This is a genomic window from Actinoplanes sp. CA-030573, assembly GCF_050951115.1.
GTDB lineage: Bacteria > Actinomycetota > Actinomycetes > Mycobacteriales > Micromonosporaceae > Actinoplanes.
This window is the reverse complement of record NZ_CP192038.1, coordinates 1,988,300-2,010,224: the sequence shown is the minus strand read 5'-3', so window position 1 is coordinate 2,010,224 and position 21,925 is coordinate 1,988,300. Positions and strand designations below refer to the sequence as shown.

The following is a 21,925-nucleotide window of genomic DNA, read 5'->3' as shown; positions in this document are numbered from 1 at the left end:
CGAACGGACACTGCGCGTAGTCTGCCGTCATGACCATCTTTGGTGGCCGATGACCATCCACGTGATCGGCGTTGATGCGTACGCCCTGGGCTGGGTGGGGGTGGAGTTGCGCGACGGCGTCTTCGGCCGGGCCGTGCTCGCCGCCTCGCTATACGAGATCGTCACCAGCAGCTCGGGCGCGGCCGTGATCGGCGTCGACATCCCCCTCGGCATGCTCGACGACCGCTGGCGGGCGGCCGACACGCTCGCCGCCGACCAGCTCGGCCCCCGCCGCGGCAGCGTCTTCCGGGTGCCGCCGCGCGCGGTCTGGCAGGAGGCCGACTTCGCCGCCGCCAACCGGCTGTGCCGCGAGCTGACCGGCGCCGGCCTGAGCCGGCAGTCGTGGGCTCTGCGGCCCAAGCTGCTGGAGGCGAACGCGATCTGGGAGCGGCATCCGGGCCTGCTCTTCGAGGCCCACCCGGAGGTCTCGTTCCGCACGATGGCGGGCGAGCCGCTGCAGCACGCCAAGAAGACCTGGTCGGGCCAGATGCGCCGGCGCGACCTGCTGGCCCGCCACGGCATCGTGCTGCCCGACCAGATCGGCCCGGCCGGCCAGGCGCCGCCCGACGACCTGCTGGACGCGGCCGCCGTCGCGTGGTCGGCCCACCGGGTGGCCACCGGCGCGGCGCTGAGCCATCCGTCGCCCCCGGAGGAGAACAACGGCTCGAAGATCGCTATCTGGTATTAGCGGCGGCCATCTGCGTGGCGATCTCGGCGGCGCGGTTGCGCGCCGCGTCCAGGGCGTCGAGCAGAGCCGCCCGTACGCCGTGGTTCTCCAGCTGCCGGATGGCGGCCGCGGTCGTGCCCGCCGGCGACGTCACCGCCTCGCGCAGCTTGACCGGGTGCTCGCCGGAGTCGCGCAGCATCGTGGCCGAGCCGATCGCGGTCTGCACCGCGAGCTCGTGCGCCACGTGGCGGGGCAGTCCGAGCAGGATGCCGGCGTCGATCATCGCCTCGACCAGCAGGTAGAAGTAGGCCGGCCCGGAGCCGGAGAGCGCGGTCACGGCGTCCTGCTGCGACTCGGGCACCCGCAGGGTCCGCCCGAGCGGCCGGAAGATCTCCTCGGTGAGGGCGAGATGCTCCTCGGTCGCGTACGGCCCCGGGGAGATGGCCGTCATCGCCTGGTCGACCAGCGCCGGGGTGTTGGTCATGACCCGCACGACCGGGATGCCGCCGGGCAGCCGCTCGGTGAAGTAGCTCGTGGGCAGGCCCGCGCACAGCGAGATGACCAGCCGGTCCGGCGGCACCTTCATGCCGAAGTCGTCGAGCACCTTGCCCGCGTCCTGCGGCTTGGTGGCGATCAGCAGCACGTCGGCCTGGGTGAAGGCGGTCAGGTTGAGCACCGGGCGGATGCCGTGGCGCTCGGCCAGCTCGGCCGCCCGCTCGGGCCGGCGCGTGGTGGCGAGCACCTGCTGGGTCGGCCAGCCGGACCGCAGCAGTCCGGAGAGGACCAGCTCGCCGAGCTTGCCCGCGCCGATCACGGCGACACTGTGCTTGGTCATCTCGCCCCTAACGTAAAAAGGGGGGCGACCCGCGCGGTCGCCCCCCTTTTGGGAAACATCAACTGCCGAAGAAGACCTCGGCCTCTTCGTAGCGGGAGAGCGGGACGGTCTTGAGCTCGCCGGTGCCCTCGATCAGCGGCACGCGGACGATGTCGGTGCCCCGCAGCGCCATCATCTTACCGAAATCGCCCTCGTGGACGGCGTCAATCGCCTGCAGGCCGAAGCGGGTCGCGAGCACCCGGTCGAACGCGGTCGGGGTGCCGCCGCGCTGGATGTGGCCGAGGACGACCGTGCGGGCCTCCTTGCCGGTCTTGGCCTCCAGCTGCTCGGCCAGCCACTGGCCGATGCCGCCGAGGCGGACGTGCCCGAAGGAGTCCAGCTCCTGGTTGACCAGCTGCATCTGGCCCTCGAGCGGCTGCGCGCCCTCGGCGACCACGACGATCGGCGCGTACTCGACCTGGAAGCGCTTGGTCACGTAGGTGGCGACCTGGTCCACGTCGAAGTTGCGCTCGGGCAGCAGGATCACGTTGGCGCCACCGGCGAGGCCGGCGTGCAGCGCGATCCAGCCGGCGTGCCGGCCCATGACCTCGACGACCAGCGTGCGGTGGTGCGACTCGGCGGTGGTGTGCAGCCGGTCGATCGCCTCCATGGCGATGTTGACCGCGGTGTCGAAGCCGAACGTGTAGTCGGTCGCGTTGAGGTCGTTGTCGATCGTCTTCGGAACGCCGACCACGTTCACCCCGAGGTCGCTGAGCTTGGTGGCGACGCCCAGCGTGTCCTCGCCGCCGATGGCGACCAGCGCGTCGACGCCCTGCTCGGCCAGGTTCGCCTTGATCTTCTCGACGCCACCGTCGATCTTGAACGGGTTGGTGCGCGAGGAGCCCAGGATGGTGCCGCCGCGCGGCAGGATGCCACGGACCTCGGCGATGCCGAGCGGCTTCGTCAGGCCCTCGAGCGGGCCCTTCCAGCCGTCGCGGAATCCGACGAACTCGTGACCGTACGCGGCGACGCCCTTGCGGACCACCGCCCGGATCACCGCGTTGAGACCGGGGCAGTCGCCGCCGCCGGTGAGCACGCCGATACGCATGATTTGCTCGTCCTCCCTGAATCGGGTTGCGAGAAGAAGTCGTAAGCCCGTCGAGCCCCAGGGAGCGTTCTCTTACGGCAGCGCTGCCGGCCCGGGGCGGGCCGCAAGCGCACTTTATCTGCCGCCGGAAACTCGGGCGAAAGCGCCCCGGGTCGAGCCTAGCCCTTCATGGCGTTCCAGCGGGCGAGGTTGTGCCGGGCGTCGACGAGGGCGTCGTGCCGGCCGGCCATGCTCGGCAGGTGCGGGCGGCCCCGGTCGTCCCAGAGCTGGCGCAGATCCTTGGTGAAGCGCGGTATCTCGCGGGGCAGGGCCGGCATCGCGCCCCACAGCTGGGCGAGCGCCACGTGGTCGTAGGCGGCGAACCAGGCCCACAGCTCCATCTGCTCGTCGCGGCCGCGCAGCGGCTCCATCAGGAACTCGTGGAGGTCGTCGCGGATGCGCTCGCGGGAGCGCCAGGCCCGGTCGGACGGGGACGGGAGCTTGTCGAGGACGTTGCGGCGCACCCAGGGAATGGCCTTGGTGTCGTCGAACTCGGTGCTGATCGCGTAGAACTCGCGGCCGAACTCGTCGACGACGCCGATCGACACCAGGTCGATCACGAGGCCGTCCTCGATGAACTCACAGTCGTAGAAATAGCGGTAAACCATCGCCACCATCCTTACGTACGGCTAGCCGCCCGGCGCTTCCAGGGCCCGTCTCGCGCGGCGCAGCGTCTTCCTGTCACCCCGGCGGGCGGCCCGATCGGCCCGTACGGCCCAGCGCAGCCGGGACAGCACCGGGAGCGCCGCCTCCAGCTCGTCGCGCCGCACCGGCCCGGCCGCCAGGTACCCGTCGATGAGCTCGCCGGCCTTGGCCACCCCGCCGGCGTAGCCGATCGCCGCCGCCACGTCGTAGACCAGCGGGCCCATCCCACCGGCCCCGCAGTCGAGCAGGCCGGCCCGCCCCGTGGCGGCGTCGACCACGAAACTCGCCGGTGAGGGGTCGCCGTGCAGCATCCCGTACGTCAGCCGATCGGTGACGGTGAGCCGGACCGCCGCGCTCACCGCGTCCGCGACGGCGCCGCGCAGCCAGGCCTCGGCCGCGAGATGCGGCGCGTTGTGGTCGAGCACCTGCCACGGGCGCAGACCGGGATGGTGAAAACCCTGAAGAGCCCGATGTACGGCGCCCAGGCGGTCACCCCACCATTGCTGGTCGACCGGGTCCCGGCCGTCGAGCGGCCGCCCCGGCACCCGCCGCAGCAGGGCCAGCGCCCCGGCCGGCGTCCGCGCCGTCAATCCCCCGGCGAGCGTGCGCACCGGCTCGCCCGCCGCGATGTCCCGGATCCGCAGGTGCTCGGCCGCGACCAGGCCGGCCTCGACCGGTTGCCGGTCGGCGGGCTCGACGAGACGGCACACGTACCGCCGGCCGCCCGCGGTGATCTCCCAGCCGCGGGAGAGCACCTCGCACGGGAGGGCTTTGATCTCGGTCGGCAGGAGATGCCACTGGTCCCGCAGGGTCGAGAGAACAAGGTCGTCATCCGGCACCGCGGGATTATCTCGGCAGATGCCGAAAATACGACGGACAGGATGACCGTCAATCACGCTTGGCTATCGAGAGGTTTACAGATAGCGACCCGCGCGACATGATCGTAGGCACGCTCGCGCAGAAATGGCGCGGGAGGGCAGCTTCGTGCTATTAGTGATCGTTCGCGTCGAGGGGCCGGCGCCGGCCGGGCTCGTCGACGCGGTCCCCACCTGGGGGAGGGATAGCGCCGTGGACCATCGCATGCCGGACTCCGGCGACGCGCTGACCGGCGTGGAGATGTTCGCCGGCCTGGAACCGGACGTCCGGCAGCGGGTCATCGCCACCGCGGTTCCACGCACGTACCGCAAGGGTCAGATCATCTTCGTCGAGCACGACCCCGGCGAATCCCTGATCATCCTGAAACGCGGCGCCGTCGCGATCTTCCGCACCGCGCCCACCGGTGAGCGGGCGGTGCTCACCGTCGTCCGGCCGCCGGACGTGCTCGGCGAGGTGTCCCTTCTGGACGCCGCGACCCGCAGCGCGTCGGCCGAGGCGATCGAGGACTGCCAGGCGCTGACCCTGTCCCGCGCCGCCTTCATGGACCTGGTCCACTCGAACCCGCGCATCCTCGACGCGGTGATGCGGTCGGTCGGCGCGCTGATCCGGCGGCTCACCGAGCAGAACACCGACCACGTCTTCCTCGACCTGCCGGGGCGGGTGGCCAAGACGCTGGTACGCCTGGCCGGCGAGAGCCAGGCGCCGATGATCACGATCGAGCTCAACCAGAGCCAGCTCGCCGAGATGGCCGGCGGCTCGCGGCAGAGCGTGAATCAGGCGATCGGCTCGTTCGCCAGCCGCGGCTGGCTGCGCACCGAGGGCCGCCGGATCGTGGTCACCGATCTCCAGGCGTTGCGGCGCCGAGCGGGGATGGCTCTGTCTTAGCGACGACCGGGGCCTCGATCGAGGTCTTCAGCTTGCTGGCGTAGACGTCTACGTACTCGCGGCCGGTCATGGTCATCAGCTCGTACATGATCTCGTCGGTGATCGCCCGCTCGACGAAGCGGTCGCCGCGCGAGCCGGCGTAGCGGGAGAAGTCGAGCGGCTTCCCGAACCGCATCCGCACCCGCTTGACCTTCGGGATCATCGTGCCGGTCGGCTGGATCTCGTCGGTGTTCAGCAGGGCCACCGGCACGACCGGGGCGCCGCTCTCCAGGGCCAGGCGGGCCACGCCGGTCTTGCCGCGGTAGAGCCGGCCGTCCGGCGAACGGGTCCCCTCCGGATAGATGCCCGCGATGCCACCCTCGCGCAGCACTCTCAGCAGGGTGTCCAGCGCCGCCTGGGCCGCCTTGCCGCCCGAACGGTCGACCGGGATCGTCCCGGTCGCGAGGAAGAAGTGACGCATCAGCCACCCTTTGATCCCCTTGCCGGTGAAGTACTCCGCTTTCGCGACGAACGTCACTCTGCGATCCACCATCAGGGGTGTGAAGATCGAGTCGGAGAAGGACAGGTGATTGCAGGCGAGGATCACCGGGCCCTCGGCGGGCACGTTCTCCCGGCCCCGCACGTCGGGACGGAAGATGAGCCGCAGCACGGGCCCGAGGACCACGTACTTCAAGAGCCAATAGAACAAGAGCGTCCTTCCATGGACCATCGACCGCAAACGGAAGCCTAGGCCTTTCAGTCCCTTTGTGGGTGGTGGGCGGGGCGGTTGGACGGGAACGCGGACGGCGCGCCACAACGCACTCCCGCAACCGGTGCTCGGCGTGTCACCATTCAAGGCACGGTCGGCGAGGGAGTGTGCAGGGTGACAGCGGGTGGCGCCCGCCGGGGGCGGCGGGACAACGGGCTCGACGCGGCCAGCTTCGCGGTGGCCGGCGACGTCGATCCGCGCGTCGGCGAGCACCTTCTCGACGTGCTCCAGGCGGTGGGCATCGCGGCATATCTGCAGCCCACGGCTGATCTCAACCCCATCCTGCGGGCGACCACGCTGCCGTCGCGCCCGACCGACCGGCTCTACGTCGACCGGGCCTACCTCGAGGACGCCCGGGCCCACCTGCTCAAGGAGACCGGCGGCCAGCCGCCGACGCCGCCGGCCGACCCGACCCGCGAGCCCGACATCGAGGCCGAGTGGGCCAAGATCGTGGCCGGGTTCCACACCACCGTCGACCCGACGGCCGCGCCGTGGCCGGCCGCCGAGGGGCTGCCCGCCGCGCCCGAGCCGCCGGTCGCGCCGCCGGTGACCGAGCCGGCGCCGCACAACCGCCGCCGTACCGACCACCCGGCCGAGCCGTCGCTGATCGACGGGCTCGACACCTTCGGTGCCGGCCTCGACGACGACGAGGACGAGGACGAGGAGCGCTACATCCCGCCGCCTCCCCCGCCGTTCCCGCGCCTCTCGAAGTACGCGGTGATGGGCGTGATCGGGGTCGTGCTCGGTTTCGTGCTGTTCCTCTTCCCCGACCTGCTGCCGATCACCCGCGACTACGTGACGCTGCTCGGCTTCGCGGCCATCGTCTCGGGCGCGGTCATGCTCGTCTGGCGGCTGCGCTCGGGTGACGACGACGAGGACGACTTCGACGACGGCGCGGTGGTCTGAGGCCGGTCCGGCGACCCTTTCGGGGTCGGTCGTGTCGAATTGACCACCGTCGGTATAACCGTCCGGTGAGGTTCCGGTAGCCTTCGGTGATGCGCCAGAGCTCGTTGGTCGTGGTCGCCAACCGTCTCCCGCTCGACGACAATGCCGCCCCCGACGGCGCCTGCGAGTGGCGGCGCAGCCCCGGCGGACTGGCCGGAGCCCTGCACGCGATCCTCGACGGCACGCCGGCGACGTGGGTCGGCTGGGGCGGCGGGGTCGGGCCGGCGCGGCCGCTGCCCGACATCGGCACGCTGCGGCTGCGCCCGATGTCGCTCACCGAGGAGGAGCTGCGCGGCTACTACGAGGGCTTCGCGAACTCCACGCTCTGGCCGCTCTATCACGACGCCGTCGAGCAACCGGTCTTCGACCGGGGCTGGTGGGAGACGTACCGGTCGGTGAATCGCCGCTTCGCCGAGGCCGCGGCCGAGGTGGCCGAGCCCGGTGCCGCCGTCTGGATCCAGGACTACCACCTGCAGCTGGTGCCGCAGCAGCTGCGCGAGATGCGGCCCGACCTGCTGATCGGCTTCTTCATGCACGTGCCGTTCCCGCCGCCCGAGCTGTTCATGCAGCTCCCCCGCCGGGTCGACCTGCTGCGCGGGATGCTCGGCGCCGACCTGGTCGGGTTCCAGCGGGAGCAGGCCGCGCACAACTTCGCCCAGCTCGCGGCCAAGCTGGTGAACGCGCGCGGCGCCGACGAGGCGATCCTGCTCGACGGGCGGGTGGTGCGCACCGGCGCGTTCCCGGTCTCCATCGACGTCGCCGAGATGCAGCAGCTGTCCGCCCGGCCGTACGTGGTGAACCTGGCCCGCCAACTGCGGCACGACCTCGGCCGGCACAAGAAGGTGCTGGTCAGCGTCGACCGGCTGGACTACACGAAGGGCATCGAGCACCGGCTCACCGCGTACAGCGAGCTGCTGCGCGACGGGCGGGTGAAGGTCCGCGACACGGTGATGGTGCAGGTGGCGGTGCCGAGCCGGGAGCGGGTGGAGAACTACCGCGGGCTGCGCGACCGGATCGAGCGCGAGGTCGGCCGGATCAACGGCGAGTACGGGCGGGTGGGCGAACCGGCGATCCACTACCTGAACCAGCCGTTCGACCGGGCCGATCTGGCCGCGCTCTACCAGGCGGCCGACGTCATGGTGGTGACCCCGCTGCGCGACGGGATGAACCTGGTGGCCAAGGAGTTCGTGGCGGCCCGGGCCGACGACACCGGCGCGCTGGTGCTCAGCGAGTTCGCCGGGGCGGCGGCCGAGCTCGAGGACGCGTTCCAGGTCAACCCGCACGACCTCGACGATCTCAAGGAGACACTGCTGCGGGCCATGGACGCCGAGCCGGCCGACCTGGCGCGCCGGATGGCCGCGATGCGCGCGCACATCACCGAGAACGACATCCACGCGTGGGCACGTGCCTATCTGACGTCCCTCGATCTGACCGGCAGCCTGGCCCAGCGCCTCCCGCGCCGCCGATCGCCGGCCGCCGCCCGCGGCTAGCCGGCCACCGCCCGGGGTCAGCCGGCCGCCGCCCTGGGCCAGCCGGCCACCGCCCGCGGCTAGCGGGCGGCCAGCTCCTTGGTGAGCCAGTCGAGGATGGCGTCGATCGGCTCGGCCCAGCCGGCGTCCAGCATCAGCTCGTGGCCCATGCCCGGGAAGAGCAGGGGCGCGCCGCCGTAATGGCTCGCCGTGCGTTCGAGCGCCTTGCGGGACACCACCCGATCGTCCGGCGACCCCACGACCAGCACCGGCAGGTTGCCGACCGGGCGGGGCAGGCGTCCCCGGGGTTCCTTGGCCGGCGCCAGTTTGGACAGATAGGCGTCGGCGGCCTCGGCCGGCAGCCCGTTGAACAACTGCCGGCGGTTGAGGCGCAACCGGCCGCCGAAGACCGCCGGGACGGCGCCGACCGGGTTGGCCCGCAGCGCGGCGCCGATCGTGGCCCCGCGCGCCGTCCGCGGGGCGGCGAGGACGGCGGCCCGGGCCGGGTAGCGGCCGAGCGCGCGGGCCACGACCAGGGCCCCGGCGCCGTGCCCGATCAGCACCGCCTGCCTCGGCAGCGACGCCGCCACCTGCACCGCGTCGTGCACCTGGGCGCGCAGGTCGCCGCCCGGGCGCGGGGTCAGCGCGTACGCCGGGAAGCCGCGACCCGCCGCGTGCGCCAGCCAGTGCTCGGCGAAGGCCCATGCCCCGTGGCCGGCGCCGGGCACGAACAGCAGCGGCGGCTGCTGGTCCTCGCCCTCGACCAGCCGCGACACGACCTCGCGCTCGACCGGCGGCACCGGCGACGTCCAGTCCGCGAACCGGATCAGCTCTTCGCTCATCGGGCCGGCTCCCTCTCGCTCGGCGCGACGGCTCGCTCGCCGCTCATCGGGCCGGCTCCATCTCGCGCAGCAGCCCGGCGAGCGCCTTCAGGTAGTCGATGTGGTCGACCTCGAACCAGTGCCGGCGGGTCGGCACCACCTGGCGGCGCGACCAGCTGCGCAACGGCCGGGTGGACTCCTTCTGCTGGACGGCCGCCGCGCGTACCGGATCATCCCGGCGCAGCCGCAGCCAGCGCGCCACCGCGACGCTCTGCCAGTGCGCGAGCGGCAGCAGCCCGGCGTCCGGCTGGAGCAGCCCGACCACCGCCAGCGTCGGATGTTTACGGGCGAACGCGTGCAGATGCAGGTCGGGCCGGCCGTCCTCCCCGGTGTCGAGCAGCTCGGGCGCCAGGAACTCGAAGCGCGGCCGGTAGCCGGTCGCCATGATCACCAGCTCGGGATCGATGCGACGGCCGTCGGCCAGCTCGACCTTGCCGTCGGCGAAGCGGGTCACGTCCGGCACCGGGCGGATCCGGCCGTGCCCGAGGTAGTACGGCAGCTGGCTGTTGACGATCGGATGGCTCTCGTACGGCCGGTGGTCCGGCGCCGGCAGCCCGAAGCGGGTGAGGTCACCGGTCGTCATCGCGACCGTGCGGCGGTAGAGCCACTGCCGCAGGCGCAACGGCAGCCGCCACCGCAGCATCCGGTCGTTGACCTGGTCGGCGGGCCGGCCGAGCACGTACTTCGGCGCGTACCAGTAGCCCCGCCGGGTGGAGTGCCAGACGGTGGTCGCCTGCTGCGCCGCCTCGACCGCGATGTCGCAGCCGGTGTTGCCGCCGCCGATCACCAGCACGCGGCGGCCGCGCAGCTGGGCCGGGTCCTTGTACTGCGCTGCGTGGATGACCTGCCCGCGGAGCTCACCCGGGATCTCGGGGCGGGCCGGGGACCAGTTGTGGCCGTTCGCGGCGACCACGGCGGCATACCTTTGCGTACGCGTGGAGCCGCCCCCGGTCGACCGGGTGCTGACGTCCCAGCGGCCGTCGCCCGCCGGGATTACCGAGACGACCTCGGTCCCGTACCAGATGTGGTCACCCAGCCCGAAATGCGTCGCGTACCGCTCCAGATAGGACAGCACCTGGCTGTGGTGCGGATAGTCGGGCCAGCCGTCCGGCATCGGGAAGTCGGGGAACTCGGTCAGCGGGCGGGACGAGATGAGATGGGTGCCCGCGTAGACCGGACTGCGGTCGTGCCGCCAGTTCCAGGCGCCGCCGACCGAGGTCTCCCGCTCGTAGCAGTCGACGGCGAAACCGTGCTCGCGCAGGTTCTTGATCGCGGCGAGCCCGCTGGCGCCGGCCCCGATGACGCACACCGCGTCCCGACGGTCGGCGATGTCCGGAGTGTCGTGCACGCGGCGATCCTGCCAGAAGGCGCGCCTACGAGGAAGGGAGCTTCAGGTCCACCAGCAGAGGAAGATGATCACTCGCCCGGCGGGCCGGGTCGCTGCCCACCACCTCGTACTTCTCGATGGTGATGTCGGGCGTCACAAAGAGGCCGTCGATGAGCCGGGCGGGCAGCGTGGCCGGGAACGTGAAGTGTCCCGCCGCCGACGAGACCAGGCCGTCCTCGACCGTGCGCCAGGCGCCGCCGCCCGGGCCCTCGTTGAGGTCGGCCGCCGCGATCACCGGGCCCTCGGCGGCGTCGAGGGCCTCCTTCCAGAGCGCGGCCTGGGCCGGGCGCTCGGCCGGGTCGGTGGCCAGGTGCGAGCCGGAGACGGTGAAGGCGCCGCCGCGCACCGAGCCCCGCACGAACACGGCGCCGCGCAGGTGCCGGCCCGGGGTCAGCGGGTAACGCATGCACCAGGTCTCGAGCACCCGTACGCGCAGGCTCACCAGCACGAGGTTGCCGAGCGCGGGCAGGCCGCCGGCCGCCACCACCAGGCCGGTGTCGTCGGCGAGCGCCGCGCACTTGTGCCGCCACCGGAACCGGCGCGGCGCCTCCTGCACGACCAGCACGTCCGGGGCCGCGTCGCGGATCAGGTCGATCAGGGCCGCCCGGTCGTCCTTGAGGCCGTGGACGTTGTAGCTCATGACCCGCAGCGGCACCCCGGACACCGTCGTCCCGTCCCGCCGTCAGATCCGCCGGGCCAGATCGGCCGCGCCGACCACCCCGGCGGTGTTGCCGGTCTCTGCGGCCACCACATCGGCGACCGGGAACCGGCCGCGCTGTTTCAGCTGATCCCGGTACGTCGTCCGGGTCGGCGTCATCAGCAGCTCGCCGGCGTCGACCACCCCGCCCCCGACCACCAGGATCTGCGGGTCGAGGGCCTGCGCGAGGTCGGCCATCGCGACGCCGAGCCAGTAGCCGATCTGCGCGAACGCGTCCCGGGCCACGCCGTCGCCGGCCCGGGCCGCCTCGGTGATCTGCCGGCCGGTGATCGCGACCGGGTCGCCGCCGGCCAGCTCGAGCAGCAGCGCGGCCCGCTCCGGCTCCTGCCGCGCTCCGGCCCGGGCGAACCGCACCAGGGCGTTGCCGCTCGCGTACTGCTCGAGGCAACCGAGCCGCCCGCAGCCGCACGGATGCCCGTCCGGCACCGACTGGATGTGGCCGAGCTCCCCCGCGATGCCGTTGGCGCCGTGCCACAGCTTGCCGTTGAGCACGATGCCGCCACCGATGCCGGTGCCCACCGTGATCATCACCATCGAGTCGTCGGCGTGCCGCGCGACCCCGAACCGGAACTCGGCCCAGGCCGCCACGTTGGCATCGTTCTCGAGCACGGTGGGCAGCCCCACCGCCTTGCTCACGTAGTCCCGCAGAGGCTCGTCGCGCCACGCGAGGTTCGGCGCGAACAGCACCGTGGCCCCCGGCGCGTCGATCCAGGCCGCGGCCCCGATCCCGATCGCGGTCGCCTCCGGGAACTGCCGCGCCAGCTCGGCCGCCACCTCGACGATCGTGTCGCGGGTGCCCGCCGGGTCCTCGGCCGGCGTGTCGCGACGGTTCGACGCCAGAACGCCGCCGTGCTCGTCGACCACCCCTCCGGCCACCTTGGTGCCGCCGACGTCGACTCCGATGGTCAGCGTCACGCTGTCTCCTCTGCTACTGCAAACCGCTCACGCCGCGCCGTCGCCGGGGGCAGCGTCGCCCGCCGCGCCGTCGCGCTCCCCAGACGCCGCGGCGCCCGGTACATCATGATCCACGGTCGCGGCGCCGCCCACGTCGCCAACACCCGCTTCCGCGGTGGCCGCGGCCCATACATCAAACCTTTGAGGGGTACGCCGCCCCCGCGTGCCCCCACCACGCGTGGCACCCGTCTCCCCACCGCCCGCAGAGCCACCACGCGCCGGCACATCGCCACCCGCCACCGCGCCCGCGGAGCCACCGCTCGCCGTCGTGCCCGCGGAGCCACCGCTCGCCCCCGCGCCCGCCGAGCCACCGCTCGCTCCCGCGCCCGCGGAACCATCGGTCGCCTTCGCGGCCTCCGCCAGCGCCGCCGCCTCGGCCACCCGGCGAGCCGCCTCGGCCGCGGCCTCGCGCGCCTTCTTGGCCGCCGCCCGCCGCTCGGCCTGCGCCGCCGCCCGCTTCGCCGCGGCGGCCGCCCGCTCGCTCTCGGCCGCCGCCGCGCTCGCCGCCGAAGCCGCAGCCCACGGATCGGTCCCCGCCCCAGGCGGATTTTTCGGTTTTGTCGGAAATGCGGATTGGGCCACCGCGTCGCCGAAGGTTACGGCCTCGTGAGTGGCCGACCCGGTCGCCTCGGGAGTGGCCGACCCGGTCGCCTCGCGAGTGGCCGACCCCGTCGCCTCGCGAGTGGCCGACCCGGTCGCCTCGCGGGTGGGCGGCCGCGCTGCCCGGGTGGCCGTCGACCACGCCTGGTCGGGGCTCGGCGCCGGCGGGGCAGCCGGCTTGGCGGCTCGCTTGGGCCGATCGCCCGCGAACACCGAAAGCCCCCGCATCAGGCTCGCCACCCCCGAGGCGATGTCCCCCGCGCCCGCCGCCAGCCGGACAGCCGCCTCCGGGCTCGGGTCACGCACCGCCGCGATCGCCTTGCACACCGGGCAGACGCAGCACTCGGCGCTCCCCGTGGCCCACCGCGACCGCGCATGCTCCCACGAGCCGCGCCCCCGCTCCGACGATCCGCGCCCTTGTTCCCACGAGCCGCGCCCCCGCTCCGACCGGCCACTTCCCTGCCGACCGGCCGCCTGATCGTCACTCCCCGGCTGGTCACGCCCGGGACCCGCCGCCAGGCGGTCGACCGCCCCGGCGACCGTGCGGGCGAGCGCGCTCAGCCCGGCGCCGACGGTGTCGCGCGTACCGGAAGGATCGCTCGAAGCCATCGCGAAGATGGCGGCCACGAGGCGCTCGGCCTCCTCGCGCGCTGAATCTGGCATCGCCCCACCCCGCCTAGCTCGCCGGGAGGCTCTCGACCCGGCGCTTGAGCTGCTTCAGCGCCGTGTCCATGATCATCTTCTCGGCCTTGCGGCGGAACATGCCGAGCATGCCGATGGAGAGCTCGACGGCGAGCGTGTAGGTCACCGTCGTGGTGCCGTCGTCGTTGCCGGCCAGGTCGTAGGAGCCCTCCTGGGACTTCTGGGTCTTGGACGGCTCGACCAGCTGCCACTCGATGCGGCTCAGATCGTCGGCGTACGCGTACTCGAGCGTGTAGTCGTCGGCCATGACCCCGGCGTCGATCACGAAGCGGACCCGCGCGGCGTAGCCGTCCTCGTACTCCTCGAGGACCTCGATCTGCTTCAGCGCGTCGACCCACTCGGGGTAGCGGGGAAAGTCGCAGATCACCGCGGCGACCGCGTCGACGGGCGCATGTACCTGGATCGACTGCGTCGAGGTATCCGCCATGCACGGAGGCTACCGCGTCGGTACGACATTCCCGACGACCGGGCCGAGCCGTATCTTGCAGCGGCGACTACCATCCGTCAGGTGCCGGTGCTAGCCAGTGTCTCCGCGCGCGTCCAACCGCTCGCGGTGACCGCGCGCGTCATCATGTTGGCGCTGGTCGCGGCCCTAACCCTGATCGCCACCCGCGACCCCGCGCAGCTGCGCTGGATCGCCCTGCTCGTGGTCGCCGCGCTGCCCGCGTTCCTGGCGCCCGAGCACCGCATCCTCGGCCCGCTCGGGCGGTTCGCCGAGGTCACGGTCACCGGGCTCGCGGCCGGCTCGATCGCGGCCGCCGCCACCGCCAGCGGCACCGTGGATGCCGGGTTCGGGGCCGAGGCCGTGCTGCCCTATCTCGCCGTCCCGCTGCTGACCGCCGCCCTGCGCCGGCGGCCGACCGAGGGCGCCGCGCTGCTCGGCGTCGCGGCCGTGGCGCTGGTCGCCGGCGGCACCCTGATCGGGGCGGACAGCCCGATCACCCAGCCGGGCTTCCTCGCGGCCGGCGGGCAGTGGCTCGTGCTCGGCGCGATCGTCACCTTCGCCGCCGATACGATGAGGCAGCTGATGCAACCGGCCGAGCAGACCCCGCAGCCGTACGCGGAAGCGACCCGCCTCCTGACGCAGCTGCGCAGCGTGGCCCGGTCGCTCCCGGGCGCGACCCTGGACCCGGGCGGCATCTCCGAGCACCTGCTCGACGAGCTGCGCATGGTGGCGCCCAGCGACCGTTCCGCCGTTCTCTCCACCAGCGGCGGCGGCCGTCTCGTGGTGCTGGCCCAGACCGGCGCCGACCGGGTCGACTGGGAGACGACGCTCGACGCCGACTCCGCGATCGCCGACGCCTGGGCGACCCAGCAGCCTCAGGTGGCGAACCGGTCGCAGGGGCGCTCGGCCCGCCGGGGCGACGTCTCCTCACTTGTCGTTCCGCTGGTCGCCGGGGTGCGCACGATCGGGCTCGTCATCCTCGAGACGGACGCTTCCAACGCGTACCCCTCCTCGGTGGTCTTCGATGTCACCGGCGTGACCGAGCCCGCCGCGATCCGCCTCGAGGCCGCCCTGCTCTTCGACGACGTGCGCTCGCTGGCCACCAATGAGGAGCGTCAGCGGCTGGCCCGCGAGATCCACGACGGCGTCGCGCAGGAGCTCGTGATGGTCGGCTACGGCATCGACAACGCGCAGGCCACCCTGCCCGAGGGCGCCGAGGAGACGGCCGAGGAGCTGCGCACCCTGCGCAACGAGGTCACCCGGGTGATCACCGAGCTGCGGCTGAGCCTGTTCGAGCTGCGTTCCGAGGTGGACCGCAACGGCGGGCTGGCCGCCGCGATCGCCGAGTACGCGCGGACCCTGGGCACCTCGGCCGGGCTGCGCGTGCACTTCACCTTCGACGAGTCCACCGCCCGCCTGCCCGCCGCGACCGAGGCCGAGCTTCTTCGTATCGCGCAGGAGGCGATCACCAACGCGCGTAAGCACGCCGGAGCCTCTAATCTGTGGGTTACCTGCACCGTGGACCCGCCGTACGCCGAGATCGAGGTCTCCGACGACGGCAAGGGCTTCGCCGACGACCGCCCGGACGGTCGTTACGGCCTGACGATCATGGCCGAGCGGGCGGAACGGATCCGGGGCCGTTTGAAGATCACGCCGCGACACCCCAGCGGGACAACCGTAGCCGTAGTGCTCGGATCGCCGGGTAGGCGCGATAGCGTGCGGGATAGCGTTTCCGCTCCAGAAGGGGAGTAACCCGAGCATGTCGACCAGTCCTGCGCCGACGACGCGCACCAAGGTCCTCCTTGTCGACGATCACGACCTGATTCGTAAGGGGCTGCGACACGCATTCGAGCGCGACCGGCAGTTCGAGGTCGTCGGTGAGGCCGCCACGGCGGCCGAGGCGGTCCGGCAGGCCGGCGCCCTGCAGCCCGACGTGGTGATCATGGACCTCCGGCTGCCCGACGGCAGCGGTCTCGAGGCCACCAAGGCGCTCCGGAAGAACAACGCCAACATGGGCATCGTGGTCCTCACCATGTACGCGGGCGACGACCAGCTGTTCGGCGCGCTCGAGGCGGGCGCCAGCGCCTTCGTGCCCAAGACCGCGCCGGCCGACGAGGTCGTGGCGGCCGCCCGGCACGCGGCGTCGGCGCCCAGCGCGTTCACCGCGGCCGACCTGGCCGAGGCCATGAAGCGCCGGCTGGCCCCGTCCGGGCCGCAGCTCTCGCCGCGCGAGGGTCAGGTGCTGCGCCTGCTCGCCGACGGGATGAGCGTGGCCGGCATCGCCAAGCAGCTGTTCGTGTCGGAGTCCACGGCCAAGACCCACATCTCGAAGCTCTACGAGAAGCTGGGCGCGGCCAACCGGGCGCAGGCGCTGATGACGGCGCTGCGGCTGGGCCTGCTCGAGGCGCCGGACGCCCCGAAGTTCTAAGCGGTCCGCATCCGCTTGAGCAGCAGGTAGGCCTCGCACCCCAGGCAGAGCCCGAAGGCCGCGTTCAGGAACGCCGCGAGCAGCCCGAACGGGGCGAACACCACGCCCAGCGTGGTCAGCCCGGTGAGATACCCCAGCGTGCTCACGGCCAGGAAGCTAAATCCGACGGTCTGGGCGAATCGGACGGGGGCGGCGGGCTCACGCTCGGCCGGGGGGCCGAGGCGGGGCAAGATCAAGCTCCGGTACGCGTACGCGTAAGGGCCGCGCCGCGGATCGAGAGCGGTGACGGCGAAGACGATCGTCTGGGCGAGTGCCAGCCAGCCCCAGCCGGTGGCCAGCACCACGACGAGAACGGCGCTGGTCACGGCCGCGGCGAAGCGCTGGCCGCGGGGGTCGAGTTCCATGCTCCGAAGCGTCGCATTGTTCGCCGTCGACGCCGGTGTGTGCTCAATCACCACCGGACCGGTCAACTTTCCAGGGATCGCACGACCTTGCGCAACAGGGCGTTGAGCTGGAGAAGCTCGTCGTGCGTCAGCGCGCTCATCATCTGCTGGTCGCGCGCCATGCCCTCGAAGATGTGCCGGTCCCACTGCTCGCGACCCTTGGCCGTCGGCCGCACCAGCACCCGCCGCCGATCGGCCGGGTCGACCTCGCGCGTGACCAGCCCCGCGCCGGCGAGCCGGTCGAGGCGGCTGGTCATCGCGGCCCGGGTCACGTGGACGGCGTCGGCCAGCTGGGCCGGGGTCGCCTCGGTCGGATAGGGCTGCACCATCAGCGCGTGAAGGGTCTTGTAGTCCTCCAACGTGAAGTCCTCGTTGCCGGCGAAGGCCGCCGCGTCCTGGCGCTTCGCCCACTTGGCGATGTCGTACATCCGGACCAGCGCGCCCTCGACCTCGGGCGCGAACCGGGGGTCGTCCTTCCAGAACGCCGCCCAGCGCGCCACGTGCTGATCGACCCCGTCCCTCTCCTCGGCCATGCCGCCCATTGTTCCACGCCCGATATTTAGATTGCGAATAATTCGACGTCGAACTAGTCTCGCCTCATGCTCAGCGACTTCCGCCTGCTCGCCACCGGCCAGACGCTCTCCTGGATCGGCAACGGCTTCCAGACCGTCGCCCTCGCCGTCGCCGTGGTTCGCGCGGGCGGCGGCGCCGGCGACCTCGGCATCGTGATGGCCTGCTCGTTCACCGCTCTGCTGGCCTGCTCGCTGGTCGGCGGCGTCTGGGCCGACCGCCTCCAGCCGCAGCGGGTCATGGTCGTCTCCGACCTGATCCGCCTGCTCTGCGCGGCCGCGATCGCGGTGATGTTCGCGGGCGGCGGCTACCACCTGGCTCTGCTCTGCGCGCTGACCGCGATCTCGGCCGGCGCCGGCAGCTTCTTCAGCCCCGCGATGACCGCGCTGCGCCCACTGCTCGTCCCCGCTTCGTCCCGTCAGGCCGCCAACGCGACGCTCAGCATGCTGCAGACCGGCAGCTCGGTGGCCGGTCCGGCGCTCGGCGGCCTCACCGTCGCGGCGTTCGGCGCCCCGGCCGGCTTCGCGGTGAACGCGGCCAGCTTCCTGGCGTCGATGGCGGCCTGCCTGCTGCTGCGGACCCGGGCCACCCGCGGCCCGCGCTCGTCGATGCTGAGCGAGCTGCGCGCCGGCTGGCAGGAGATCAGCAGCCGGAGCTGGCTGCTGGGCGGCCTCTTCGGGGCCGGGGTCTACCACATCGCGAACGGGATCATCCTGGTCCTGGTGCAGGTGGTGGCCATCGAGCGCCTGGGCGGCGCCACCGCGGCCGGCTTCATCGCCGCCGCCGAGGGCCTGGGCGGCACGATCGGCGCGGCGGTGGCGTTGCGCTTCAAACCGCGGCGGTTGCTGCGGGCGGGCTGGCTCACGCTCATGCTGATGCCGTTCTGGGCCCTGGCGTACGTCTGGCCGGCCACCCTGGTAGCCGTCCTGGCCGGCGCGATCATCGGCTGGGCCGGCCTGATCTTCTACGACGTGGCGTGGGAGACGGCGTTGCAGGACCGGGTCCCCCAGAACGCCCTGGGCCGCGTCGCGTCGTGGGACACGATGATGTCCTTCCTCGCGATCCCGATCGGCAACGCCCTGGCCGGCCCGGTCGCCGACCGTTTCGGCATCGACCGGGTGCTGACCGTCTGCGCTCTGGTCCTGCTGCTGGCCGCCGCTTCCCAGCTCTTGATCCCCGCCACCCGGAACCTGACCCGAGCCGGCGAGACCCCGGCCGCTCACACCCCGCCCGAGCTGGCCGAGGCAACCCTCTAGGGCACCGCTCAGCCTCGAGCGGGAAGCAGGCCGGCCAGGGCCGCGATCAACTGCGGCTTGCTCGGCACACCGGTGGCCCGCTTCACCACGCGCCCTTCGGCGTCGAGCACAAGGAGGGTGGGGGTTCGCCAGATGCCCAGCTCCCGCACCTCGTCGAGGTGGCTCTCGGCGTCGACCTCGACGTGCCGCACGCCCGGCAGCAGCTCGGCGACCTCGGAGCTCACCCGCCGCACCGCCCGGCACGGCGCACAGAACGCCGACGAGAACTGCAGCAACGTGACCGCCGCCGGCTCGACGCCGAGCCGCTCGCGCAGGTCCGCCCCGAGAACCCGCCCGGCCGCGCTCGGGTCGCTCTCCGCCGCGCCGGCCCCGGCCGCGTCCTCGACCACTCCGGGCTCTTCCTCCCGGTCCGGCACCGGGGCCGCCGCTTCACCGCGGTCGAGCGCCACGCCGGCCTCCGAGACCGCCGCATCACCGCGGTCGAGCGCCACGCCCGCCTCCGGGGCCGCCGCTTCACCGCGGTCGAGCGCCACGTCCGCCTCCGGGTCGGCCGCGGGCGCCGGGACCACGGTGAGCGCGCGAGCCTTGGGAGTCTGCTGCGCCCCCTGCACCGCCGCGGCCGCCGCCGTCGACGCCGCCTTGGCCGCCGCGGTCGCGGCCGCCGTCGGGGAGGAATGGTCGGGTATCTCGACGACCTCGAGCCCGGCCGCCCGCAGGATCGCGGCCCGCTTCCGCTTCTCGGCCGCCTCGTCGCGGAGAACCCCATCGGTGCGCCGGCGCCACAAACCGAACGTCGTGGCGACGATCAGGACGGCGACGATGACGGCGATCCCCAGCGGGTCCATGAGGAAACGATGCCACGCCGAAGTTGCCGAATCCCCGGGTAGCGACGCGATTCACGTCCGCCGATCCCCGAAGCTAGACCGCAGACCCATCCAGCAGCCCCGTCAGCCGGGCCGCCTGCCGCTCCCAGCGCCACTCGCGCTCGACCCACTCCCGGCCCGCCCTGCCCATCGCCCGGGCCTTCGCCGGATCGCCCAGCAACTCGGTCAAACGGGACACCAGGGCCGCCACGTCGCGGCCGCCCACCACGTACCCCGTCTCGCCCTCGCGAACGGCGTCGGGCGCGCCCCCCGAGTCGCCCCCGACCACCGGCAGCCCGGTCGCCGAGGCCTCCAGATAGACGATGCCCAGGCCCTCGACGTCGAGGCCGGCGGCCCGGGTGCGGCACGGCATCGCGTAGACGTCGCCCGCCGCGTAGTGCGCGGGCAGCTCGGCCCACGGCACCGAGCCGGTGAACACCACATCGGACTCGACGCCCTGCTCGCGGGCCAGCCGTTCCAGCTTCGCGCGATAGGGACCGCCGCTGACCAGCAGCAGGGCGGCTCCCGGGACCCGGCGCCGGACCGCGGGCAGGGCGCGGATCAGCATGTCCTGGCCCTTGCGCGGCACCAGGCGGGAGACGCAGACGATCACCGGGCGGTCGCTCAGGCCGTGCCGGGCCCGGACCGCCGAGCCGTCGGCTCCGGGGTGGAACGCCTCGACGTCGACCCCGGGCGCCAGCCGCTCGAGGCCGGTGAGGCCGTGCAGCGCGCGGTCGAGCCGGGTGCGCTGGTACTCCCCCAGGTACGTCACCACGTCGTTGCCCCGGGCGATGTGCCGCAGCAGCTGCCGCGCGCCGGGCAGCGCGGCCCAGCCGATCTCGTGCCCGTGGGTGATCGCCACCGCCCGCCGCACGCCCGCCGACCGGCGCAGGCCGTCGGCGAGCAGCCCGAGCGGGGCGGCGGCGCCGAACCACACCCGGTCGCAGTCGTGCTCGCGGGCCAGCGCGGCCGCCCGCCGGGCCACGGCCGGGGTCGGCAGCAGCACGCCGGTCTGCTCGCGGACCACCTCGAACGGCTGCTCGGCGTCGAACTTGGCCGCGCCCTTCCACGTCGACGCGTAGACCACCACCGAGCCCGCCGGCTGCCGGATCGCCAGGTTGTGCACGAACTGCTGGATGCCGCCGGGCCGCGGCGGGAAGTCGTTGGTGATCAGCAGCGTGCGCCCCATCAGCGAGCTCCCCGGGCGTAGGCGCGAGCCGCGGCCATGCGCTCCACCGTGGACGGGTGGCTGGCGGAGATGACGTACTCCCAGGCCGGTGGGTCCGGATCGGAGAGGTTCACGGTGCCGAGGCGGCGCTGCATGGCCTCGAAGGTCGCCGGGTCGCCGGTCAGCGTCAGCGCGTGCTCGTCGGCCCGGGCCTCGATGCGGCGGGACACGTAGGCCTGGGCCGGGCCGGCGACCAGCCCGGCCACGGTCACCGCGGCCAGCATCAGGCCGATGCCGCGCGGCTCGCCCAGCGACGTGACGCCGGCCAGGCGCAACAGCCCCGACCACGAGCCGAGCAGGAACAGGGCGATCACCGCGACGGCCGAGCCGAGCCCGCCGAGGACGGTGCCGATCAGCACGTCGTTGTCCTTGGCGTGGCCGAGCTCGTGCGCGACCACCGAGACGACCTCCTCCGGCGTGGCCTCGGTGAGCATGGTGTCGTAGACGACGATGCGGCGGGTCGGCCCGAGCCCGGAGACGTACGCGTTCACCGCGCGCGTGCGGCGCGAGGCGTCGGCCACCAGGACGTCGCGGACCGGCACGCCGTCGCGGTCGGCGAGCTCGATCAGCGCCGACCGCAGCGGGCCGCCGGCCATCGGCGTGAACTTGTTGAACACCGGCTCGACCAGCACCGGCAGGACGAACGAGAGCAGCACCACGAGCCCGGCCGCGCCCACCGCCCCGAACGCCCACCACCACCGCGGCGCGAAGTGGGTGATCGTGTAGAAGCCGAGCAGGGCCACGCCGCCGATGACCGCGCCGACCGCCCACGACTTGAGCAGGTCGACCGTCCACGCCCCCCAGGACTGGGTGGAGATGCCGTACTTCACCACGACGACGTGCCGCCAGGCCGCGAACGGCAGTGTGACGACCTCGGCCACGAGCACCACGGCCAGGCCGCCGAGCAGGGCCTGGACCACCCAGTTCGAGCCGAAGGCGCCGACGATCCGGGCGCCGAGCGGGGTCAGGCCCAGCGCCAGGGCCACCAGCAGGCCGACGGCCATCGCGCCGTACGACCCCGGGCGCAGCTCGGCGTGGAACTCGCGGGCCCGCGCGACCTTGTCGGCCGGGAGCGAGCCGAGGGCGGCGAGCTGGTCGGCGCGGGGCGCGGGCGGTCGGTGCCAGGGGATGGTCACGGCCGCGAAGACGGCGAGCAGCACGAGCAACACAACGAGGGTGCCGGCCGCCCAGGCGCGCGACGTCATCATCCGCCCC

Annotated in this window: 23 protein-coding genes; 7 read left to right on the top strand and 16 right to left on the bottom strand. The window is 73.1% G+C overall.

The features are described 5' to 3' along the window. Window positions 1-49 precede the first annotated feature (49 nt). Complete coding sequence (locus tag ACQP2F_RS09405; RefSeq protein ID WP_433302543.1) at window positions 50-727, top strand: DUF429 domain-containing protein; 678 nt, start codon at window positions 50-52, stop codon at window positions 725-727. Here ACQP2F_RS09405 and proC read toward each other — a convergent pair. The 4 genes from proC to ACQP2F_RS09385 all read right to left on the bottom strand — a co-directional run bounded on the left by proC (window position 714) and on the right by ACQP2F_RS09385 (window position 4,151). Next, entirely contained in the window at window positions 714-1,541 is an 828-nt protein-coding gene (gene proC, locus ACQP2F_RS09400) for a pyrroline-5-carboxylate reductase (RefSeq protein WP_433302541.1), read from the bottom strand. The two genes, ACQP2F_RS09405 and proC, sit on opposite strands and share 14 nt — an antisense overlap. A 58-nt stretch (window positions 1,542-1,599) precedes the next feature. Beyond that, window positions 1,600-2,628, bottom strand: a complete 1,029-nt coding sequence (locus ACQP2F_RS09395) for a 6-phosphofructokinase (protein WP_433302539.1) — start codon at window positions 2,626-2,628, stop codon at window positions 1,600-1,602. A 158-nt stretch (window positions 2,629-2,786) separates the two neighbouring features. Continuing rightward, entirely contained in the window at window positions 2,787-3,275 is a 489-nt protein-coding gene (locus tag ACQP2F_RS09390; protein ID WP_433302538.1) for a polyadenylate-specific 3'-exoribonuclease AS, read from the bottom strand. A gap of 21 nt (window positions 3,276-3,296) precedes the next feature. Continuing rightward, window positions 3,297-4,151, bottom strand: coding sequence for a phosphotransferase enzyme family protein (locus ACQP2F_RS09385; RefSeq protein ID WP_433302536.1), 855 nt, complete (start codon window positions 4,149-4,151; stop codon window positions 3,297-3,299). A 241-nt stretch (window positions 4,152-4,392) separates the two neighbouring features. Between ACQP2F_RS09385 and ACQP2F_RS09380 the strand changes: the two genes are divergently transcribed. Further along, window positions 4,393-5,073, top strand: a complete 681-nt coding sequence (locus ACQP2F_RS09380; RefSeq protein ID WP_433307417.1) for a Crp/Fnr family transcriptional regulator — start codon at window positions 4,393-4,395, stop codon at window positions 5,071-5,073. Here the strand turns inward: ACQP2F_RS09380 and ACQP2F_RS09375 are convergent. Then, entirely contained in the window at window positions 5,024-5,761 is a 738-nt protein-coding gene (locus ACQP2F_RS09375; RefSeq protein ID WP_433302534.1) for a lysophospholipid acyltransferase family protein, read from the bottom strand. The two genes, ACQP2F_RS09380 and ACQP2F_RS09375, sit on opposite strands and share 50 nt — an antisense overlap. A 174-nt stretch (window positions 5,762-5,935) precedes the next feature. Here ACQP2F_RS09375 and ACQP2F_RS09370 point away from each other — a divergent pair, with 174 nt between their 5' ends. After that, complete coding sequence (locus ACQP2F_RS09370; protein ID WP_433302532.1) at window positions 5,936-6,727, top strand: DUF308 domain-containing protein; 792 nt, start codon at window positions 5,936-5,938, stop codon at window positions 6,725-6,727. Window positions 6,728-6,816: 89 nt separating this feature from the next. After that, window positions 6,817-8,256, top strand: coding sequence for an alpha,alpha-trehalose-phosphate synthase (UDP-forming) (locus tag ACQP2F_RS09365; RefSeq protein WP_433302530.1), 1,440 nt, complete (start codon window positions 6,817-6,819; stop codon window positions 8,254-8,256). A gap of 59 nt (window positions 8,257-8,315) precedes the next feature. Here ACQP2F_RS09365 and ACQP2F_RS09360 read toward each other — a convergent pair whose 3' ends face one another. From ACQP2F_RS09360 to ACQP2F_RS09335, 6 genes are read right to left on the bottom strand one after another with little or no spacing between them, the layout of a single operon-like run. Continuing rightward, window positions 8,316-9,077, bottom strand: a complete 762-nt coding sequence (locus ACQP2F_RS09360; protein ID WP_433302529.1) for an alpha/beta hydrolase — start codon at window positions 9,075-9,077, stop codon at window positions 8,316-8,318. A gap of 43 nt (window positions 9,078-9,120) precedes the next feature. Continuing rightward, window positions 9,121-10,464: a flavin-containing monooxygenase gene (locus ACQP2F_RS09355; RefSeq protein WP_433302527.1), complete on the bottom strand. Its 1,344-nt coding sequence runs from the start codon at window positions 10,462-10,464 to the stop codon at window positions 9,121-9,123. A gap of 25 nt (window positions 10,465-10,489) precedes the next feature. Then, window positions 10,490-11,143: an endonuclease/exonuclease/phosphatase family protein gene (locus tag ACQP2F_RS09350; RefSeq protein WP_433307415.1), complete on the bottom strand. Its 654-nt coding sequence runs from the start codon at window positions 11,141-11,143 to the stop codon at window positions 10,490-10,492. Window positions 11,144-11,185: 42 nt separating this feature from the next. Beyond that, entirely contained in the window at window positions 11,186-12,136 is a 951-nt protein-coding gene (locus tag ACQP2F_RS09345) for an ROK family glucokinase (RefSeq protein WP_433302525.1), read from the bottom strand. Window positions 12,137-12,163: 27 nt separating this feature from the next. Further along, on the bottom strand, window positions 12,164-13,438 hold the full coding sequence (locus tag ACQP2F_RS09340) for a hypothetical protein (protein WP_433302523.1): 1,275 nt from the start codon (window positions 13,436-13,438) through the stop codon (window positions 12,164-12,166). Between the two features lie 13 nt (window positions 13,439-13,451). Further along, window positions 13,452-13,904, bottom strand: coding sequence for an SRPBCC family protein (locus ACQP2F_RS09335; protein ID WP_433302521.1), 453 nt, complete (start codon window positions 13,902-13,904; stop codon window positions 13,452-13,454). 81 nt (window positions 13,905-13,985) lie between these two features. Here ACQP2F_RS09335 and ACQP2F_RS09330 point away from each other — a divergent pair, with 81 nt between their 5' ends. Then, window positions 13,986-15,674: a sensor histidine kinase gene (locus ACQP2F_RS09330; protein WP_433302519.1), complete on the top strand. Its 1,689-nt coding sequence runs from the start codon at window positions 13,986-13,988 to the stop codon at window positions 15,672-15,674. 7 nt (window positions 15,675-15,681) lie between these two features. Continuing rightward, entirely contained in the window at window positions 15,682-16,350 is a 669-nt protein-coding gene (locus ACQP2F_RS09325) for a response regulator transcription factor (protein ID WP_020512124.1), read from the top strand. On the opposite strand, the gene ACQP2F_RS09320 is transcribed toward ACQP2F_RS09325, so the two are convergent. Then, window positions 16,347-16,754 (bottom strand): DUF4395 domain-containing protein, encoded by a 408-nt coding sequence (locus ACQP2F_RS09320; protein ID WP_433302517.1) that lies wholly within the window; start codon window positions 16,752-16,754, stop codon window positions 16,347-16,349. The genes ACQP2F_RS09325 and ACQP2F_RS09320 overlap by 4 nt on opposite strands. A gap of 62 nt (window positions 16,755-16,816) precedes the next feature. Further along, on the bottom strand, window positions 16,817-17,326 hold the full coding sequence (locus ACQP2F_RS09315) for a MarR family winged helix-turn-helix transcriptional regulator (RefSeq protein WP_433302515.1): 510 nt from the start codon (window positions 17,324-17,326) through the stop codon (window positions 16,817-16,819). 66 nt (window positions 17,327-17,392) lie between these two features. On the opposite strand from ACQP2F_RS09315, the gene ACQP2F_RS09310 reads away from it, so the two are divergent. Next, window positions 17,393-18,619: an MFS transporter gene (locus tag ACQP2F_RS09310; RefSeq protein ID WP_433302513.1), complete on the top strand. Its 1,227-nt coding sequence runs from the start codon at window positions 17,393-17,395 to the stop codon at window positions 18,617-18,619. 8 nt (window positions 18,620-18,627) lie between these two features. On the opposite strand, the gene ACQP2F_RS09305 is transcribed toward ACQP2F_RS09310, so the two are convergent. From ACQP2F_RS09305 to ACQP2F_RS09295, 3 genes are all read right to left on the bottom strand, one after another. After that, a complete protein-coding gene (locus ACQP2F_RS09305; RefSeq protein ID WP_433302511.1) occupies window positions 18,628-19,464 on the bottom strand; it encodes a TlpA family protein disulfide reductase in 837 nt (278 codons plus the stop codon). Between the two features lie 73 nt (window positions 19,465-19,537). Further along, window positions 19,538-20,671 (bottom strand): glycosyltransferase family 4 protein, encoded by a 1,134-nt coding sequence (locus ACQP2F_RS09300; protein ID WP_433302509.1) that lies wholly within the window; start codon window positions 20,669-20,671, stop codon window positions 19,538-19,540. Then, window positions 20,671-21,915 carry a M48 family metallopeptidase gene (locus ACQP2F_RS09295; RefSeq protein WP_433307413.1) on the bottom strand — a complete coding sequence of 415 codons (1,245 nt, stop codon included), beginning with the start codon at window positions 21,913-21,915 and terminating at the stop codon, window positions 20,671-20,673. The genes ACQP2F_RS09300 and ACQP2F_RS09295 overlap by 1 nt, the downstream gene beginning before the upstream one ends. Window positions 21,916-21,925 lie beyond the last annotated feature (10 nt).

Coding starts and splice junctions, on each gene's coding strand:
- ACQP2F_RS09305 (WP_433302511.1), bottom strand. CDS start 19,464: ATGGACCCGCTGGGGATCGCCGTCATCGTCGCCGTCCTGATCGTCGCC.
- ACQP2F_RS09315 (WP_433302515.1), bottom strand. CDS start 17,326: ATGGCCGAGGAGAGGGACGGGGTCGATCAGCACGTGGCGCGCTGGGCG.
- ACQP2F_RS09405 (WP_433302543.1), top strand. CDS start 50: ATGACCATCCACGTGATCGGCGTTGATGCGTACGCCCTGGGCTGGGTG.
- ACQP2F_RS09390 (WP_433302538.1), bottom strand. CDS start 3,275: ATGGTTTACCGCTATTTCTACGACTGTGAGTTCATCGAGGACGGCCTC.
- ACQP2F_RS09295 (WP_433307413.1), bottom strand. CDS start 21,915: ATGACGTCGCGCGCCTGGGCGGCCGGCACCCTCGTTGTGTTGCTCGTG.
- ACQP2F_RS09350 (WP_433307415.1), bottom strand. CDS start 11,143: ATGAGCTACAACGTCCACGGCCTCAAGGACGACCGGGCGGCCCTGATC.
- ACQP2F_RS09335 (WP_433302521.1), bottom strand. CDS start 13,904: ATGGCGGATACCTCGACGCAGTCGATCCAGGTACATGCGCCCGTCGAC.
- ACQP2F_RS09320 (WP_433302517.1), bottom strand. CDS start 16,754: ATGGAACTCGACCCCCGCGGCCAGCGCTTCGCCGCGGCCGTGACCAGC.
- ACQP2F_RS09325 (WP_020512124.1), top strand. CDS start 15,682: ATGTCGACCAGTCCTGCGCCGACGACGCGCACCAAGGTCCTCCTTGTC.
- ACQP2F_RS09310 (WP_433302513.1), top strand. CDS start 17,393: ATGCTCAGCGACTTCCGCCTGCTCGCCACCGGCCAGACGCTCTCCTGG.
- ACQP2F_RS09380 (WP_433307417.1), top strand. CDS start 4,393: ATGCCGGACTCCGGCGACGCGCTGACCGGCGTGGAGATGTTCGCCGGC.
- ACQP2F_RS09300 (WP_433302509.1), bottom strand. CDS start 20,671: ATGGGGCGCACGCTGCTGATCACCAACGACTTCCCGCCGCGGCCCGGC.
- ACQP2F_RS09360 (WP_433302529.1), bottom strand. CDS start 9,077: ATGAGCGAAGAGCTGATCCGGTTCGCGGACTGGACGTCGCCGGTGCCG.
- ACQP2F_RS09340 (WP_433302523.1), bottom strand. CDS start 13,438: ATGCCAGATTCAGCGCGCGAGGAGGCCGAGCGCCTCGTGGCCGCCATC.
- ACQP2F_RS09365 (WP_433302530.1), top strand. CDS start 6,817: ATGCGCCAGAGCTCGTTGGTCGTGGTCGCCAACCGTCTCCCGCTCGAC.
- ACQP2F_RS09395 (WP_433302539.1), bottom strand. CDS start 2,628: ATGCGTATCGGCGTGCTCACCGGCGGCGGCGACTGCCCCGGTCTCAAC.
- proC (WP_433302541.1), bottom strand. CDS start 1,541: ATGACCAAGCACAGTGTCGCCGTGATCGGCGCGGGCAAGCTCGGCGAG.